Source organism: Actinokineospora globicatena (genome assembly GCF_024171945.1).
Lineage (GTDB): Bacteria > Actinomycetota > Actinomycetes > Mycobacteriales > Pseudonocardiaceae > Actinokineospora > Actinokineospora globicatena.
In genome coordinates, this window is the sequence record NZ_JAMTCR010000003.1 from 788,764 (window position 1) to 804,388 (window position 15,625).

The 15,625-nt window shown below is 72.1% G+C and carries 15 protein-coding genes; 11 read left to right on the forward strand and 4 right to left on the reverse strand.

Annotation, left to right across the window (positions count from 1 at the left end; all coding sequences use genetic code 11):
- Positions 1–18: 18 nt before the first annotated feature.
- Both LV79_RS16905 and LV79_RS16910 read right to left on the reverse strand, forming a co-directional pair.
- Positions 19–708, reverse strand: a complete 690-nt coding sequence (locus tag LV79_RS16905) for a crotonobetainyl-CoA--carnitine CoA-transferase (RefSeq protein ID WP_253837802.1) — start codon at positions 706–708, stop codon at positions 19–21.
- Positions 709–848: 140 nt separating this feature from the next.
- The gene (locus tag LV79_RS16910) at positions 849–1,499 is read right to left on the reverse strand and encodes a winged helix-turn-helix transcriptional regulator (RefSeq protein ID WP_253837803.1); all 651 of its coding nucleotides are present in this window, start codon (positions 1,497–1,499) and stop codon (positions 849–851) included.
- Between the two features lie 199 nt (positions 1,500–1,698).
- Between LV79_RS16910 and LV79_RS16915 the strand changes: the two genes are divergently transcribed.
- Positions 1,699–3,051 (forward strand): cytochrome P450, encoded by a 1,353-nt coding sequence (locus LV79_RS16915; protein WP_253837809.1) that lies wholly within the window; start codon positions 1,699–1,701, stop codon positions 3,049–3,051.
- Between the two features lie 64 nt (positions 3,052–3,115).
- Here the strand turns inward: LV79_RS16915 and LV79_RS16920 are convergent, their stop codons facing one another.
- Positions 3,116–3,934 (reverse strand): methyltransferase domain-containing protein, encoded by an 819-nt coding sequence (locus LV79_RS16920; protein WP_253837811.1) that lies wholly within the window; start codon positions 3,932–3,934, stop codon positions 3,116–3,118.
- A 125-nt stretch (positions 3,935–4,059) separates the two neighbouring features.
- Here LV79_RS16920 and LV79_RS16925 point away from each other — a divergent pair, with 125 nt between their 5' ends.
- The 8 genes from LV79_RS16925 (at position 4,060) to LV79_RS16960 (ending at position 12,410) form a co-directional block, all read left to right on the forward strand.
- Positions 4,060–4,695: an NHL repeat-containing protein gene (locus tag LV79_RS16925; RefSeq protein WP_253837813.1), complete on the forward strand. Its 636-nt coding sequence runs from the start codon at positions 4,060–4,062 to the stop codon at positions 4,693–4,695.
- Positions 4,692–6,002: an aminotransferase class V-fold PLP-dependent enzyme gene (locus tag LV79_RS16930; RefSeq protein ID WP_253837815.1), complete on the forward strand. Its 1,311-nt coding sequence runs from the start codon at positions 4,692–4,694 to the stop codon at positions 6,000–6,002. Before LV79_RS16925 ends, LV79_RS16930 begins: the two co-directional genes overlap by 4 nt.
- A 23-nt stretch (positions 6,003–6,025) precedes the next feature.
- The gene (locus tag LV79_RS16935) at positions 6,026–7,495 is read left to right on the forward strand and encodes an ABC transporter substrate-binding protein (RefSeq protein ID WP_253837818.1); all 1,470 of its coding nucleotides are present in this window, start codon (positions 6,026–6,028) and stop codon (positions 7,493–7,495) included.
- Positions 7,492–9,240 carry an ABC transporter substrate-binding protein gene (locus LV79_RS16940; protein WP_253837824.1) on the forward strand — a complete coding sequence of 583 codons (1,749 nt, stop codon included), beginning with the start codon at positions 7,492–7,494 and terminating at the stop codon, positions 9,238–9,240. Before LV79_RS16935 ends, LV79_RS16940 begins: the two co-directional genes overlap by 4 nt.
- 196 nt (positions 9,241–9,436) lie before the next feature.
- Positions 9,437–10,309, forward strand: a complete 873-nt coding sequence (locus LV79_RS16945) for a class I SAM-dependent methyltransferase (protein WP_253837825.1) — start codon at positions 9,437–9,439, stop codon at positions 10,307–10,309.
- Between the two features lies 1 nt (position 10,310).
- On the forward strand, positions 10,311–11,207 hold the full coding sequence (locus tag LV79_RS16950; RefSeq protein WP_253837826.1) for a homocysteine S-methyltransferase family protein: 897 nt from the start codon (positions 10,311–10,313) through the stop codon (positions 11,205–11,207).
- Entirely contained in the window at positions 11,204–11,764 is a 561-nt protein-coding gene (locus LV79_RS34520) for an EF-hand domain-containing protein (RefSeq protein WP_253837827.1), read from the forward strand. Before LV79_RS16950 ends, LV79_RS34520 begins: the two co-directional genes overlap by 4 nt.
- Before the next feature lie 109 nt (positions 11,765–11,873).
- Positions 11,874–12,410, forward strand: coding sequence for an EF-hand domain-containing protein (locus tag LV79_RS16960; protein WP_253837828.1), 537 nt, complete (start codon positions 11,874–11,876; stop codon positions 12,408–12,410).
- A 51-nt stretch (positions 12,411–12,461) separates the two neighbouring features.
- Here LV79_RS16960 and LV79_RS16965 read toward each other — a convergent pair whose 3' ends face one another.
- Positions 12,462–13,322 carry a class I SAM-dependent methyltransferase gene (locus LV79_RS16965; protein WP_253837830.1) on the reverse strand — a complete coding sequence of 287 codons (861 nt, stop codon included), beginning with the start codon at positions 13,320–13,322 and terminating at the stop codon, positions 12,462–12,464.
- Between the two features lie 175 nt (positions 13,323–13,497).
- On the opposite strand from LV79_RS16965, the gene LV79_RS16970 reads away from it, so the two are divergent.
- A complete protein-coding gene (locus LV79_RS16970) occupies positions 13,498–14,148 on the forward strand; it encodes a winged helix-turn-helix transcriptional regulator (RefSeq protein ID WP_253837832.1) in 651 nt (216 codons plus the stop codon).
- A gap of 95 nt (positions 14,149–14,243) precedes the next feature.
- Entirely contained in the window at positions 14,244–15,467 is a 1,224-nt protein-coding gene (locus LV79_RS16975) for an ATP-grasp domain-containing protein (RefSeq protein WP_253837834.1), read from the forward strand.
- The last annotated feature ends 158 nt before the right edge of the window (positions 15,468–15,625 follow it).

Here is a 15,625-nt window from a genome sequence, read left to right on the forward strand (position 1 = left end):
GTGTATCGGCACCCGGGGTCACCGCGCGGGGTGGAACTGGCGGCGGAACTCGTCGAGAAAGGGTTGCGGGTAAAGGAAGACTTTCTGCTCGGGGTAGCGCGGCCCGCCGGTGGCCAGGTGGTCGCCGTAGAAGTACCAGCAGATCTGACCGACCTGCTCGGTGAACACGGCGGGCCACGCGGCATCGGGGTAGAGCCGCAGGTGGGCGCCGGTCGCGGTGAACTCGCCACGCGGTCCGAACCCGGCGCGCGCGGCGACGTGGCCGAACAGGTCGTGCACCACGCGGAGGATGTCGTTGTGGCACAGGGGCTCGCCGTCGACCTCCACGCCGCTGGGTTCGAGGAGGGGGTGATTGGCCACGGTCCCGGTGCCATGACCGCATCGGGTGAGGTAGAGCCAGAGCACCCCGGTGCGGGTCACCTGGTCGATCAACGCCCGTGAGTCGGGGTAGGGCTGGCCATCCCCGCGCCAGGGTCGGACGACGATTCCCGCGGCTTGGATGGCGGCGTACTGGGCCAGGTCTTCCTGGCACAGCACCAGGTACGCGTCGCCGACGTCGGCACGGGTGGGAGCCTGGTCGTGGTGGCGGGCGACGCGGCGGCAGAAGTCGGTGTCCAGGCGGACCAGGGGCCGCCGGTAGTCGGGGTCCCGGCCGGGGAAGCGCCGGGCCAGGTAGTCCGAGGCCACCGCGCGCAGGTCAACCGGCACCGGATCAGGCTATCAGTTCCAGTAGCGATCACGCGCCGCTCGCCGCGATCAACGGCGCAACTGCCACAGGTCGAGCGGCGACCACCCGAGCCGGGGACGTTGCCGGGTGGGGACGTGGGGGTGGGTGGCGGGAGAGAGTGTCACAGCCCCAGCAGGCGGGTGCAGCGGCGGATCGCGTCGGCGGGGCCCTCGAGCTTGATCTGGCCCGCGGCGAGGGCGTCGAACGGGCTGACCATGCCCGCGCCGATCTGGATGAAGGTGTCCGGGTCGCTGGAGACCACGACCCGCGCGGCGTCGGCGGGGCCGGGGATGAACGCGACCTCGCCCGCGGTGACCGTGACGCCGAAGGTCTCCTCGCCGACGCGGAACTCGTAGGTCTCGTCGACCTCGGGGACGCGGCCGGTGTCCACCATGGCCTGAACGGCGATGATGCCCCACTCGGCGCGGATCTCGCCGCCGTCGCGGTCGTCGGCGGAGAGGAACTGCATGCCCCAGCGGGCCAACCCGAGCACCGGACCGCGCAGCTGCTGGCCGCGCTCGGTGAGCCGGTACTGCTTGGCGCGGCCGTCCCCGGCCACCGCGAGCTGCTCGACCAGACCGTGCTCGGCGAGGGTGCGCAGCCGCTCGGCGAGCAGGTTGGGGCCGATACCGGGCAGGTTCTCCAGCAGTTCGGTGAAGCGCAGCGCGTTCACCAGCAGCTCGCGGACCAGCAACAGGGTCCACCGCTCGCCGATGATGTTCAGCCCGGCGGCCAACCCGCAGAACTGCCCGTAGTCGCGCTTGCCCGCCATCACCGTGTCCCCGCCTGGCTCGCCCGAGCCGCCCGCCCACTCCGATCCAAATAGTAACACCGAGAACCACCCGATGGTATTAACAGCTGCCCCATTGGGAGGACGTGCGGCAGCGGAATGCCTGGTCCCGCCGCTGATCGGGGTTGACCGTGGCGCTATACATTATAGAAGCTAACTCCCCATCCCCGGAGGTCTCTCGGTGACCGTGACGGATGTGCTGACCCCCGCCATCGCCCCCGGCGCGGTCCCGGTCCTCGGCCACGCGCTGGCGATGAAGCGCGCCCCGCGCGAGTTCCTGCTCGCCCTGCAGGACACCGACCCGGTGATCGGGATCCGGCTCGGCCGCCAGACGGTGTACGTCATCAACGACCCGGCGCTGATCCGCGCGGCGCTGCGCGACCCGGAGACCTTCGGCAAGGGCGGCCCGATCACCGAGCGGTTCCGGGCGATGTTCGGCAACGGCCTGGGCATCTCCGACGGCGAGGTGCACCGCAGGCAGCGGGCGCTGATGCAGCCCGCGTTCAGCCACTCCCGGATCGTCGGCTACGCCGCGCGGATCACCGAGCAGGCCCGCACCCGGTTCGGCGGGTGGCAGGACGGCGTCGAGGTCGCGGTGCACCAGGAGATGGCCGACCTGGCGCTGACGAACCTGACCAGGGCCATGTTCGCCACCGATGGCGGTGTCCACGTCGACGCCGACCGGTTCCGCGAGGCGACCGCGACGGTGCTCAACGGCCTGTACCGGCGGGTGATGGACCCGACGGGCCTGCTCGCGCGGCTGCCGACCCAGGCCAACCGCCGCTTCCGCGACGCCGAGGCGCACCTGCGCGGGGTGATCGACGGTGTGGTGGCGGCGTACCGGGCGGCGCCGGAGGACCGCGGCGACCTGCTGTCGATCCTGGTGCTGGCCCGCGACGGCGCGGCGACGATGTCGGACCAGCAGGTGCACGACGAGGTGATGACGATCTTCATCGCGGGCGCGGAGAGCATCGCGAACACGCTGGCCTGGGCGTGCCACGAGGTGGCCACCCACCCGGAGGTGGAGGCCAGGCTGTGCGCGGAGGCCGACCGGGTGCTGGCCGGGCGGGCCGCGGAGTACATCGACCTGGCGAGCCTGACCTACACCAAGCAGGTCATCAGCGAGACGCTGCGGCTGCGCACGCAGGGTTGGGCGTTGAGCCGCACCACCACCCGGGAGACCACGATCGGCGGCTACCTGATCCCGGCCAACGCGGCGATCATGTACAGCCCGCACGCGCTCAACCACAACCCGGCGCTGCACCGCGACCCAGGGGTGTTCAACCCGGACCGGTGGGAGGTGGGCGTGGCCCGTGCGGTGCCGCGCGGTGCCTACATCCCGTTCGGCACGGGGAACCACACCTGCATCGGGGAACCGTTCGCGTTGACGGAGATGACGTTGACGCTGGCCTCGATCGCGGCCCGGTGGCGGTTGGAGCCGGTGCCCGGCCACACCCCGCGCCCGAAGGTGGCGCTGACGATGCCGGTGGACTCACTGCCCATGGTGCCCCGCCGTCGTTTCCCGGCCGGGTAGGGAGTTTTCTGTTGCCGCCCAGTCGATCCGCCGGACGCGGTGACGTCCGGCGGATCGGCGCGGGTCAGGCGGGCTTCTCGCAGGCGATGGCGTGGTAGCCGATCTTGGCGCGGCACAGGGAGAACATGGTGGTGATGCCCTCGGTGAACATCGCCACCCGCTCGGCGCCGTACTCCTCGGCCAGGGCGGGGGTCTGTTCGGCCAGCGCGGTGAAGAACTCGTCGTAGGTGCGGTGGACGCGCTCACTCCAGTCGTGGGCGCCGGTGACGCGGAAGCCCGCGGCCTCGGCCAGCGCGATCGACTCGTCGAGGGTGGCGGGTGGGTGGTGGATGGTGTTGGCGGTGAGGATGTCGCGCTCGGCGGCGGTCAGTTCGGCGGTGCGGGGGTACTCGGTGAACACGAACCGGCCGCCGGGGCGCAGGACGCGGTGGACCTCGCGCAGCCACCGGGCCTTGTCCTGGGCGCTGGGCAGGGAGTCGAAGGCGAGGGCGGCGTCGAACACGGCGTCGGGGAAGGGTTGCGCGCCCGCGTCGGCGTAGCGGGTGGCGACCCGGCCGCGCAGCCCGGCGGCGATGACGCGGCGGGCGGACTCGGCGACCTGCCAGTGGCTGACGGTGATGCCGGTGATGGTGATGGCGTAGCGCTGGGCGAGCCGGACGGCGGGTTCGCCGACGCCGCAGCCGATGTCGAGGACCCGCTCGCCCTTGCGCGGGGCCAGCAGCGCGCCGACCTCGGTGGTGAGGCGCTGCATGGCGGCGAGGAAGGGGGTGTCGTCCTCATCGGACTCCCAGTAGCCGACGTGCAGGTTGCCGCCGACCAGCTCGACGAGTTCGCCGATGTCGTCGTAGTACTCGCCGACCTGGTCGATGACCTGTTCCGACACCGCGACCACCCCTCTTTCACTTGTCACTGCTGGCTTGTATAGCAGCTCCGGTTGATCTGACCAAGGTTGTGCGTACCGTGCTATGTTCCTGAAGTAATCGTGCCCGGTGACGCGGGAGGTCGGCAGTGACGAGCGCGGCCATCCGCCGTACCCTCCCGATCCCCGGGGACTACCCGTGCGGGCTCACCTGGGACGGCACGCACCTGTGGCACTCGGACCAACCGGCGGGCGAGGTGTACGCGCTGGACCCGGTGGACGGGTCCGTGGTGCGGACGCTGCGGTGCCCGTCGGTGCGCGCGGACCTCGCGTTCGACGGGAACCTGTTGGGCCAGGTAGGTTTCCGGCCCAAGCGGCTGGTGCTGATCGACCGCGAGACCGGTGCCCAGGTGGAGCGGCGGGAGGTCCCCCCGGCCAGCGGCCGGTTGACCGGCGTCGAGCACGGTCCGGACGGGATCTGGATGGTGCTGCGCAATCCCACCGTGCTGCAGTTGCGCGACTACGCCACCATGGCCGTGCTCGTGGAGCACCCCGTGGGCGGCGGGGAACCGTCGGGGTTGACCTACGCCGACGGTGTCGTCGTGCACGGCGACTACGTCGAGCGCCGCCTGCGCGCGACCGACCCGGTGACCGGCGCCGAGCTGGGTTCCCTTGTGGTGGACGGGAACCCGACCGGGATGACCTGGGACGGGTCCCTGGTGTGGTACTGCGATTTCCCCGGCAAGCGGATCTGCGCGCTGGACCTCAACGACATCGTCGGGTGACCGAGCAGGAAGGGGACACGGCCGAAGTGGATGTGATGGAGGCGGGTCTGCGGACCCGGTCGTGGTCGGAGATCAGGTCGTTGTTCGCGCTCGACCCGGACGCGACGCACCTCAACACCGGGACGGTGGGGGCGGTGCCGCACGAGGTGCTCGACGTGGTCGACCGGGTGACCAGGGAGTGGACCGGTGGGCTGCTCGACGTGTACCCGCCGGGGCTCTACCCGGAGCACCGGGCGACGATCGCGAAGGCCTACGGGGTCGACCAGGACGAGCTGGTGATCACGCACAACGCCACCGAGGGCATGGCCAGGGTGATCCACGGCCTCGACCTGCGCGCGGGCGACGAGGTGATCACCACCAGCCACGAGTGCTACTCGGTGCTGTCGAACCTGAACCTGCTGCGGCACCGGCACGGCGTGGTGGTCTCCACGATCACCCTGCCCACCGGGTTCGACGTGCGCGCCGAGGACATCGTGGCCCGCTTCGCCGAGGCGATCACCCCGCGCACGAAGGTGTTGGCGTTCGCCGGGATCACCCTGTTCACCGGCACGATGCTGCCGATCCGGGCGCTGTGCGAGCTGGCGCACCGGCACGGGCTGACCACGGTCATCGACGGCGCGCTGATGGCCGGGATGCTCGACTGCGACTTCCGGGCGCTCGGCGCGGACTTCATCTCGTGCTCGGGGTCGAAGTTCCAGTGCGGGCCGCTGGGCACCGGGTTGCTGTACGTGCGCAACAAGGTCCACCCGGAGCACAACCCGGTGCCGCTGCCGACGTTCTGGCCGATCATCTCGACCTGGTACCCGATGCAGGGCATGCCGCCGCCGCGCACGACGACGTCGGTGGAGAGCTGCAACATCGGTGACTTCCTGCAGAGCGCGGGCAGCGCGAGCATCGCCAGGGGCGCGGCGCTGGCGCGGGCGTGCGAGCTGTGGGACGAGATCGGGCGCGACCGCATCGAGCGGCGGGTGTTCGAGTTGGCCGAGCACGCGCGGGCGGCGATCGCCGAGCGGTTCGGCACCGGGGCGATGTACTCCCCCGGCACCGACCAGCGGTTGCGGTCGCCGTTGATCGCGTTCCACCCGTTCCGGGACGCGGCGGACGCGTGGAACGTGAAGAAGGTCGCGGAGTTCGTGTCGCGGTTGGAGTCCGAGCACCGGATCTGGACCCGCTGGACGGAGTTCGACGTCGAGGGGTCGCCGCACCAGCACTACGCGGCGCGGTTGTGCACGCACCTGTTCAACGACCACGCCGAGATCGACCGGGCGGTGGCGGTCATGGGTCAGCTCGCCGAGCGGATGTCGTGAGGAGTCCTGTGCAGGAGTTTCGCGTGCGGGCGGGTGTCGACCTGCCCGAGCCGGTCGCCGCCCACCGCCATCCCCTGGCCGCGCTGACCAGGCTGCACGCCCGGCAGCTGTTCACCTACCGCGGTGACGCCGTCGCGGGCAGTTGGCAGTCGGCGGCGCCGGTGCCGGACCTGGCGACGGCGATCCCCTCGATCTACAACGCGGGCCTGGGCGCGCGCGGCACCTCGTACGTGGTGCACGTGCGGCCGGACGCGTACTGGGACACCAGCCCGCCCCGGCGGGTGACGGCGGCGGACGTGGTGCGGGGCCTCAAGCGGCTGTGCACGCCGTTCCACCGGTCGACGGCGCTGCCGTACTTCCTCAGCACGATCCGGGGCATGGCCGAGTACCGCGACGGGCACCCGGCGTCGCTGCGGACCGCGGCGGAGTTGGCCGAGCACGCGGGCACCCACGACATCGCCGGGGTGTTCGCGCTGGACGAGCAGACGCTGGTGGTGGAGGTGAGCAGCCCGGCGGTGGACGTCATCGACGTGCTGGCGCTGCCGTGCGCCTCGCCCGCGCCGGTGGAGTACGACGCGTTCCTCCCCGACAGCCCCGACGCGCGGCGCGCGCTGCGGTCGACGGGGCCCTACCGGCCGGTGGCGGGTTCGGAGGGGCTGCTGCGGTTCGAGGCCAACCCGGCGTGGCGGCCGGAGTCCGATCTCGTGCGCGGTAGGCCTGCCTCGGTGTTCACCGTCGGCCCTGACGAGCACGCCCCGCACCTAGACCTGACTGTCGAGGGTGAGCCCACGTCGAGTCTGCTCGGATTGGACTACCTGGTGCTCGACCCGAGTGGGCCGCTGGGTGAGCACACGGCACGGCTCGCGATCGCGGGGGCACTGACGCGCACGGCGCACTCGATCATCCCGCCGGGCAACGTCGGCCATCAGCCGATCGCGCCGACCGAGACGCACGGGGCGCTCCCGGCGGCGTTGACGCTGACCCTCGCGCACGCCGACACCCCGCACGCGCGCACCACGGCGTTGGCGGTGGCGGCGGACCTGATCACCGTCGGCCTGACGATCCAGTTGCGGCCGCTGGCGCCCGCGCAGGTCCACACCGCGGTGACCGGGGCGGTGCGGGACTGGGACATCCTGCTCGACAGCTGGTTCCCCGACTGGGGCCGCGACAACGCCAGGGCGTTCCTGCTGCCGCTGTGCCACTCCCGGCACTCGGCGACCGGCGCGGGCGACTCGTGGGTGGACGAGCTGATCGACGTCGCGTTGGCGTCGTTGGACGACCCGACCGGCTCGATCTCGGCGCTGCGGTCGGCGGAGCTGCACGCCCTCGCCGAGGCGATCGTGGTCCCGTTGTCGTTCCGCGCGCCCCCCGGTCCGGCCGCCGACCTGCCGGTGCTCGACGCACTCGGCGGGCTGGTCGACCTCACCGCGACCGCCGCCGAGGTCCCGGACCGCCTCCCGTCCCCCCGGCACGTCAGCGAGGTCAGCCGATGAGCGAGTCCCCCCGCCGTGGCGGTGTGCTGCGGCTCTACGGCCCCGGCAGCATGGACCACGTCGACCCGGCCAGCTCGTTCTTCATGCTCTCCGGGCAGATCATCCGGTTGTTCACCCGGCAGCTGTTCGCGTACCCGCCGATCAAGGGGCTGCGGGACTGGCGCGACCTCAACCCGGTCGCGGACGTTGCCACCGAGATCCCCACGGTCGACAACGGCGGCATCAGCGCCGACCGGCTCACCTACACCGTCACCTTGCGCGAGGGGGTCCGCTGGGACACCACGCCGGAACGGGCGGTGACGGCCCCGGATTTCGTGCGCGGCTTCAAGCGGATGTGCAACCCGGTGTTGCGCAGCGGCGCGATCCACTATTTCACCAGCACCATCGTCGGAATGCAGGAATACTGCGCCGCGTACACCGCCGCGGTGCCCGCCGACAATCCCACCCCGGTCGATCTCGCCGATTTCCAGAACGCGCACGAGATCGCCGGGTTGCGCGCGCTCGACGACCGCACGCTGCGTTTCCGGTTGCTGCGCCCGGCCACCGACTTCATCCACATCCTGGCGACGGCGTTCACCTCCCCGGCGCCGGTTGAGTACGACCAGTACCTGCCCGACAGCGACGAGTTCCGACGCGGGGTGCGCTCGTGCGGGCCCTACCGGCTCACCGAGTACGTGCACGGCGAGATGCTGCACCTGGAGCCCAACCGCAGTTGGACCAAGGCCGCGGACCCGGTGCGCTGCCAGCACCTGGACGGGGTGCACGTGACCATGGACCGGGCCGCGACCCCGGCCGACGTGGGCCGCAAGATCCGCTCCGGCGAGGCCGACCTGTCGTGGGCGTCGCCGGTGACCGAGCCCTACGACCTCAACCCCGACGACCCGGCCGACAACCTCGGCTACGCGGTCAACCCGTACCTGGCGTTCAACATGGTCAGCCCGAACGCAGGCGGCGCGGTCACCAAGCTCGGGGTGCGCCAGGCGATCGCGTTCGCGGTCAACAAGACCGCCATGATCAAGATCTTCGACGAGCTCGCCGCGGGCACCGTCATGTGGACCGCGCACACCGCCATCCCACCGGGCAACTACGGCTACCGCGACTACGACCTCTACCCCACCCCCAACGACGAGGGCGATCCCGAACGGGCCAGGCGGCTGCTGGTCGAGGCGGGCTACGGGGACGGCCTGGAGCTGACCGTGGTGCACCGCGACATGGACGCCAACCCCGAGGTCGCCCAACAGCTCGAGCAGGACCTCGCCCGGATCGGCATCACGCTGCGGCTGGTCGGCTTCGGCCACGCCGAGCACTACCCGCACCTGCAGAACCCGGCCAACGCCCGCGCCGGGACCTGGGACATCGCCGTCGCGGCGTGGACACCGGACTGGTTCGGCGACAACGGCCGCGCGTTCCTGCAACCGATGTTCCAGACCAACGCCGTGCACGGCACCGGGAACTACGGCTGCTACAGCAACCCCGACGTGGACCGGATGATCGACCACGCGCTCTCGCTCACCGACCCCGACGAGGCGGGCGCCGCGTGGCACGAGGTGGACCACGCGATCATGCGCGACGCGGCGATCGTGCCGGTCCTGGTCCACGCGCCGACGATCCCGCACCTGCGCGGCGCCCGGGTCCGCGACGCCGTCGCGATGCCCACGGTGGACCGCTGGTTCGACCTGTCGAACCTGTGGTTGGCCGAACCCGACCCGCCCGCGCCCACCGTGGGTAGCAGCGCTGTGCGCTGATCGGGTAAATAGCGCGCTGGATCTGGTGACTTGCGGGCTTTCGCCGCCGGAGTAACATCATTTCCGGCAGGTCGGGGACCAGCGGCGAACCACCGTGACGGGGGCAGTTCACCATTTCCACGGCGCGGACGACGGATTTCCCCGAGACCGAGTGCCCGATTCCCGATCAGCGTCGACACAGGAGCGGAGCGAACTGGTGACCACCACCGGGTTCGAACCGGCCAGGTTCAAGGCCACCCAACGGGCCAACTGGAACGCCATGAGCGGCGGTTGGCTGTCCTGGCGGGACAAGTTCGAGCGCGGCGCGGCCCCGGTCAGCAGACACCTCATCGCGCTCGCCGGGCTGGGCCCCGGGCAGCGGGTGCTCGACATCGGCACCGGCACCGGCGAACCCGCGCTGACGGCGGCCGCCGTGGTCGGCCCCACCGGGCACGTCACCGCGATCGACCTCGCCGAGGACATGGTCGCCATCGCCGCCGACCGCGCTGCCAAGCTCGACGACACCGCCGCGCCGGTCGAGGTCCGCCAAGGCGACGTGGAGACCCTGGACCTGCCCGAGGCCGGGTACGACGCGGTGCTGAGCCGGTGGGGGTTGATGTTCGCCGTCGACCACATCGCCGCGTTCCGCGCCGTGGCCTCGGTCCTGCGGCCGGGCGGCACCCTGGCCGCGTCCGTGTGGGGCGAGCCCGCCGACGCGCCGATGGTCTCGCGCGGGTTCCGGGTGCTGGCCCAACGGCTCGACCTGCCCACCCCGCCACCGGACGAGCCGAACCCGTACAGCATGGCCGACCAGGAGCAGACCGAGCTGGAGCTGCGCGCCGCCGGGTTCACCGACATCGCCATCACCGACTTCACCGCCCCGTTCTGGCTGACCGACACCAGCGAGTACGTCGAGTTCTACCGGGTCTGCTCGCCGCCGGGGCTGCTCACCATGATCGAGAAGCGCTACGGCAGCGCCGACGACCCCGGGACCTGGGCCGCGATCGCCGACTCGGTCGCCGACCTGCGCGCCCCCGACGGCACCATCCAGCTGCCCAGCCGCACCCGGATCATCCGGGCCCGGCGCTGACGTGAGCGCACCCGGCACCCGAGCGGACCCCGTCCTGCTGGACGGGGCGGTCGCCACCGAGCTGCAACGGGCCGGGATCGCGGTGTGCGCGCCGTGGTGGACGACCAAGGCGCTGCTCGCCCCGGCGGAGCAGCGGGTGCTGCGCGGCATCCACGCCGCGCACCTGCGCGCCGGTGCCGACGTCATCACCGCCAACACCTTCCGCTGCCACGACCGGACGCTACGCGGACTGGGCACCGACCAGGCCACGGTGGTCGACACCGCCGTCGGCCTGGCCAGGGCCGCGCGCGCCGACACCGCCAGCACCGCGCTGATCGCCGGGTCGCTGGCCCCGGTTGCCGACTGCTACCGCCCCGACCTGATCCCACCGGACGAGGTGCTGCACGCCGAACACGGCAGGCTCGCCGCCGCCCTGGTCCGCGCCGGGGTCGACTTGGTGCTGGTGGAGACCATGAACACGCTGCGCGAGGCCAGGATAGCGTTGGCCGCCGCGCTCGCCGCCGGGGTCCGCGCCTGGGTGTCGTTCGCCTGCCGCGACGGCGCCCGGCTGCTGTCCGGGGAACCGCTGGCCGACGCCGCGCACGAGGTCGAGCGCGCGGGCGCCACCGCGGTGCTGGTCAACTGCAGCACCCCCGCCGACACCGAGACCTGCCTGCCGGTGCTGCGCCGCGCGTGCGCGGGCCCGGTCGGCGCGTACCCCAACATCGAGGACCGCACCGGCACCGACGGCCCCGTGGACCGGCACCTGCCCGCCGCGCTGCCCGCGGGCGAGTTCGGCGCGCTGCTGGCCCGCTGGCACACCGAGCACGGCGCCGACGTGCTCGGCGGCTGCTGCGGCACCACCCCGGCCCACCTGTCGCAGGCCAGGCCACTCATCCCCGCGGAGGCGCGCACGTGACCAGCCAGAAGCAGCGCAACATCGAGGCGATGCTGGAGATCTTCGACGTCGGCGGCGACGGCTACCTGACCGCCGCCGACTTCGCCGCGCACGCGGAGAGCACCTGCGGCGCGCTGCGGCTGCCCGCCGGGTCGCCGCACTGGACGACGATCCACACCGCGCTCGACGCCTGGTGGGACCACCTGGTCGCGCACGGCGGCACCCAGGCGCACGCCGACGGGTCCGCGATCCCCACCGACGAGTGCGCCACGATCATGCGCGACCGGCTGGTCGACGACGACGCGTTCTTCGCCGCGACCGTCGGCCCGATCGCCGACACGGTGTTCCGGGTGCTCGACGCCGACGGCGACGACGCGATCAGCACCGACGAGTACGTCGCGGTCTACCTGGCCTCCGGGCTGACCAGGGAGATCGCGGTCGAGGCGTTCACCAAGATCGACGTCGATGGGGACGGGCGGATCGACCGGGGGGAGTTCGTCGCGGTCGTGCGCGACGCCTTCACCTCCGCAGACCCGGACTCCCCCGGCGCGTGGTTCTTCGGCGTGCGCCCGGACTAGCGGCAAACCCCCGCCCCCGGCCGGGAACCGGGTCGGGGGCGGATCAGGCGGGGACCCCGGGCGAGGTCCGGGGTGGCACTGGCAGGACGAAACAGGGAGAGGGACACCGATGGCGACCCAACTGCAGCAGCGCAAGTACGAGAAGGCGTTCGAGCGCTTCGACGTCGACCGCGACGGGGTGCTCCAGCGCAACGACATCACCGCGATGGCCAAGATCTGGCGGGAGACCTTCGCGGTCGCCGAGGCCACCGAGGAGGCGATCCGGATCGACCGGCTGGCCGAGCAGCTCTGGCAGGACATCACCTCGGCCACCGACGCCGACGCCGACGGCACCGTCAGCAAGACCGAGTGGAACCAGGCGATGGAGCGCCCGGAGTTCGTGGACAAGGTGGCGCTGCCGTTCGCGCTGGCCGTGTTCGACCTGGCCGACAAGGACGGCAGCGGCAGGCTCAGCGTGCAGGAGATGATCGCCGCGCAGAGCCGCTCGGGGATCAGCGAGCAGGAGACCCGCCGGATGTTCGACGCGCTCGACGCCGACCACGACGGCGAGGTGCACCGCGACGAGTACGCCTCGGCGATCCGCGAGTTCTACCTCAGCGACGACCCGAACGCGGTCGGGAACCTGATGGTCGGGGACCTGGACTGAGCGCCGCACTCCCCGGTGGACCCACCGCGCGGCGAGTCCACCGGGGACCGCTCAGCTCGTCCCGACGGTGATCAGCGTTTCCCCGGTCATCACGACCGGTCCGCCGTCGAACTCCGCGCGCAGCGTGGCGATGGCGTCAGCGCGGATGGCGGCGCGCAGGTCGGCGCCGATGGAGCGCAGCAGCAGGATGAACGGTCCGGCGCTCTGCTCGCAGACGTCCCAGTACTCCTCGGCGGACTCCGCTCCCACGATCGGGTGGTCGGCGATCTCGGTGCGCACGTCGGTGAACCCGGCGTCGCGGTAGAGCGCCTCCAGGTCCGCCGGGTCCGACAGCGCCACGGTGCCGGGCACGCCCTTGTCCGGTTCGGGGATCAGCGTCGGCATGGTGATGTGCCGGGCCACCACCTCTTCCAGGATCCGCAACGAGGTGCACCGCTGCGGGGACCCGACGGTCATCGCGACCATTCGGCCCCCCGGGCGCAACGCGGCCTTCATCGCACGCAGCGCGGCACCCGGCTCGACCATGTACTGCAATCCCGCCCGGCACGTGCCGATATCGAAACTGCGCGGCTCAACGCCCAGTTCGTGCTCACTCGGGACGGTCCTGAAGTCCACTGTGTCCAGTCCGGCGGCCGCTGCCCACGCGCGCGCACCGGCGACCATGTCCTCGGCGATGTCCACCCCGAGCACGTACCCGGTCGGACCGACCGCCTGGGCCAGTTGGTGCGCCGGAACCCCGACGCCGCAAGCCAGATCCAGCGCGCGCTGCCCCGGTCGCGCCCCGGACAGCTCCACCATCCGGCGGGCACTGGGCACCGCGGCGTCGGCGAAGTTCGCCCGGTACCGCACCCAGCCCACCGCCGAGAGCCGCCATTCCTCGTGTTTTTCCGCGCGCAGCGCCGCGACGGTCATCCGCGTCCTCCATCAGGGTGGTCATCGGCGAGGGTTGTCGGTGTATACCGGTCGAATCGGCGCGCACCGCCTCGACGCGGGTGCCGAACGCCTTATAAGCTCTGGGAAAACTACACCCTGGCGGCGACATCCGCGTTCCTCCGCGCGGGCGACCAGCGATCCGGACGAGGGGCTCATGGCCATCAGGCAGGACACCCGGCGCGACTGCGGTCTGGCGGTGGGGTTGGGCGTGGTCGGCGAGCGCTGGACGCTGCTGGTGATCCGCGAGCTGCTGATCGGCCCGGCCCGGTTCACCGCGCTGCTGGAGAACATGCCCGGCATCGGCCCGAACCTGCTCTCCGACCGGCTGCGCACCCTGGGCGCGCACGGGGTGGTCGAGCAGATCGCGATCCCCGGTGAGGGCCGCGCGCTGCGCTACCAGCTGACCGAGCTGGGCGAGCAGTTGCGGCAACCGCTGCTGGGGTTGGCCAAGTGGGGCCTGGGGTTCCTCAGCGAGGACGACCGGGGCGGCACGACCAGGGCCGAGTGGGGGTTCCTCGCGGTGCAGTCGATGGTGCGGCGCGACGCGGTGCCCGAGGTCGACGACACCTACCAGTTCCGGGTCGACGACCAGGACTTCACCATCGCCGTGCGGGAGGGGCGGGTGCGCTTCACCAGGGGCGCGGCCACCGAGCCGGACCTGACCGTGGCGTGCGACGCCGAGACGTTCATCCGGGTGGGGGCCAGGATGACCAGCCCGGCCGAGGTGATCGCCAGCGGCGCGGTGCGCGTGTCCGGCGACCCCGGCGCGGCGCTGCGCTGCATCCGGATGCTCGGCCTCGACTGAGCTTCCCAACCTCACTTCGGGTTTATATAGTCGACGGGGCTGGCGGTCACCCGGGAGGAGTTGTCTGGTGTTCGACGAGGGCGCTGGGGCGCGGCGTGGGTGAGCGGCCGCTGATGATCCTGGTGGGCATCGGCTACGAGCCGCACCGGGGCTACCTGCTGCGGTCGATCGCGGCCACCACCGACGTGTGGCTGCTCGACCACGAACCGGTCAGCTGGGAGGCCCCGTACGTGGTGGGCGGCACGGCGGTCGACATCCGCGACGGGGCCGAGCTGATGGCGGCGGCCACGCGGGTCGCCGACGGCCGCACCGTCGACGGGATCCTGTGCTGGGACGAGCTGAAGATGGCCAACACCGCCGCGGTCGCCCAGTACCTGGGGCTGCCGGGGGTCGCGCCGGACGTCATCGACCGCTGCCGCGACAAGCACCGCACCCGCGCCGCCCTGGCCGCCGCCGGGGTCCCGCAACCCCGCTCGGTCGCGGTGTCCTCCCTCGCCGACGCCACCGCGGCCGCCGCCGACATCGGCTACCCGGTCGTCCTCAAACCCCGGGCGCTGGGGGCGAGCATGGGGGTCACCAAGGTCGACCGCGCCGAGGACCTGCCCGCCGCCTACGAGCACACCCGCGCGCAGCACGTCGACCAGGCCCGGTACTACGAACTCGGTGTCCTGGTGGAGGAGTACGCGTCCGGCCCGGAGTTCAGCGTGGACTCCGCGGTGGTCGACGGCGCGACGACACCGCTGTTCCTGGCCCGCAAGACCAGCGGGTTCGCCCCGTACTTCGAGGAGACCGGCCACCTCGTCGACGGCGCCGACCCGCTGTTCACCGACCCGGAACTACGCGCGGTCCTCTCGGCCGCCCACGACGCGCTCGGCTTCGACTCCGGCATGACCCACACGGAACTGCGGCTGACCCCGCGCGGCTGGTCGGTCATCGAGGTCAATTGCCGCCTCGGCGGCGACCTGGTCCCCTACCTGGGCATGGAATCCACCGGCATCGACGCGGGCCGCATCGCCGCAGCCATCGCCTGCGGCCGCCCCCCGACCCTCACCCCCACCCACAACACGGTCACCGCCATCCGCTTCCTCTACCCCCCAGCCCCCACCACGGTCGGCGAGATCCGCATCAACCCCACAGCCCTCCCCCGCGGCGCCCTCCTGGCCCGCCCCCTCGCCGACCCCGGCACCACCCTCGCCCCACCCCCCGAAGGCCACGTCTGGGGCCGCTACGCCATGGTCGCCGTCACCGCCCCCACCCCCGCCGCCTGCACCCCGCTCCTGGACGCCGCCGAAGCCGCCGTCTCCCTGGTGCCCGCCTAACTCGCGGTCCCACGCCAGTACCTCGACGGGTTGCCGGGCCCTCGCCGGGCCACTGGCGGATGCCCAACCGCGAACTTCCGGCTGCGCCCAGACACGGGCGGCGTGCCGGTCAACCGAGGCTCGTTGTGCACGCCGAGGCGTGCCTGCCGTTGATCGTC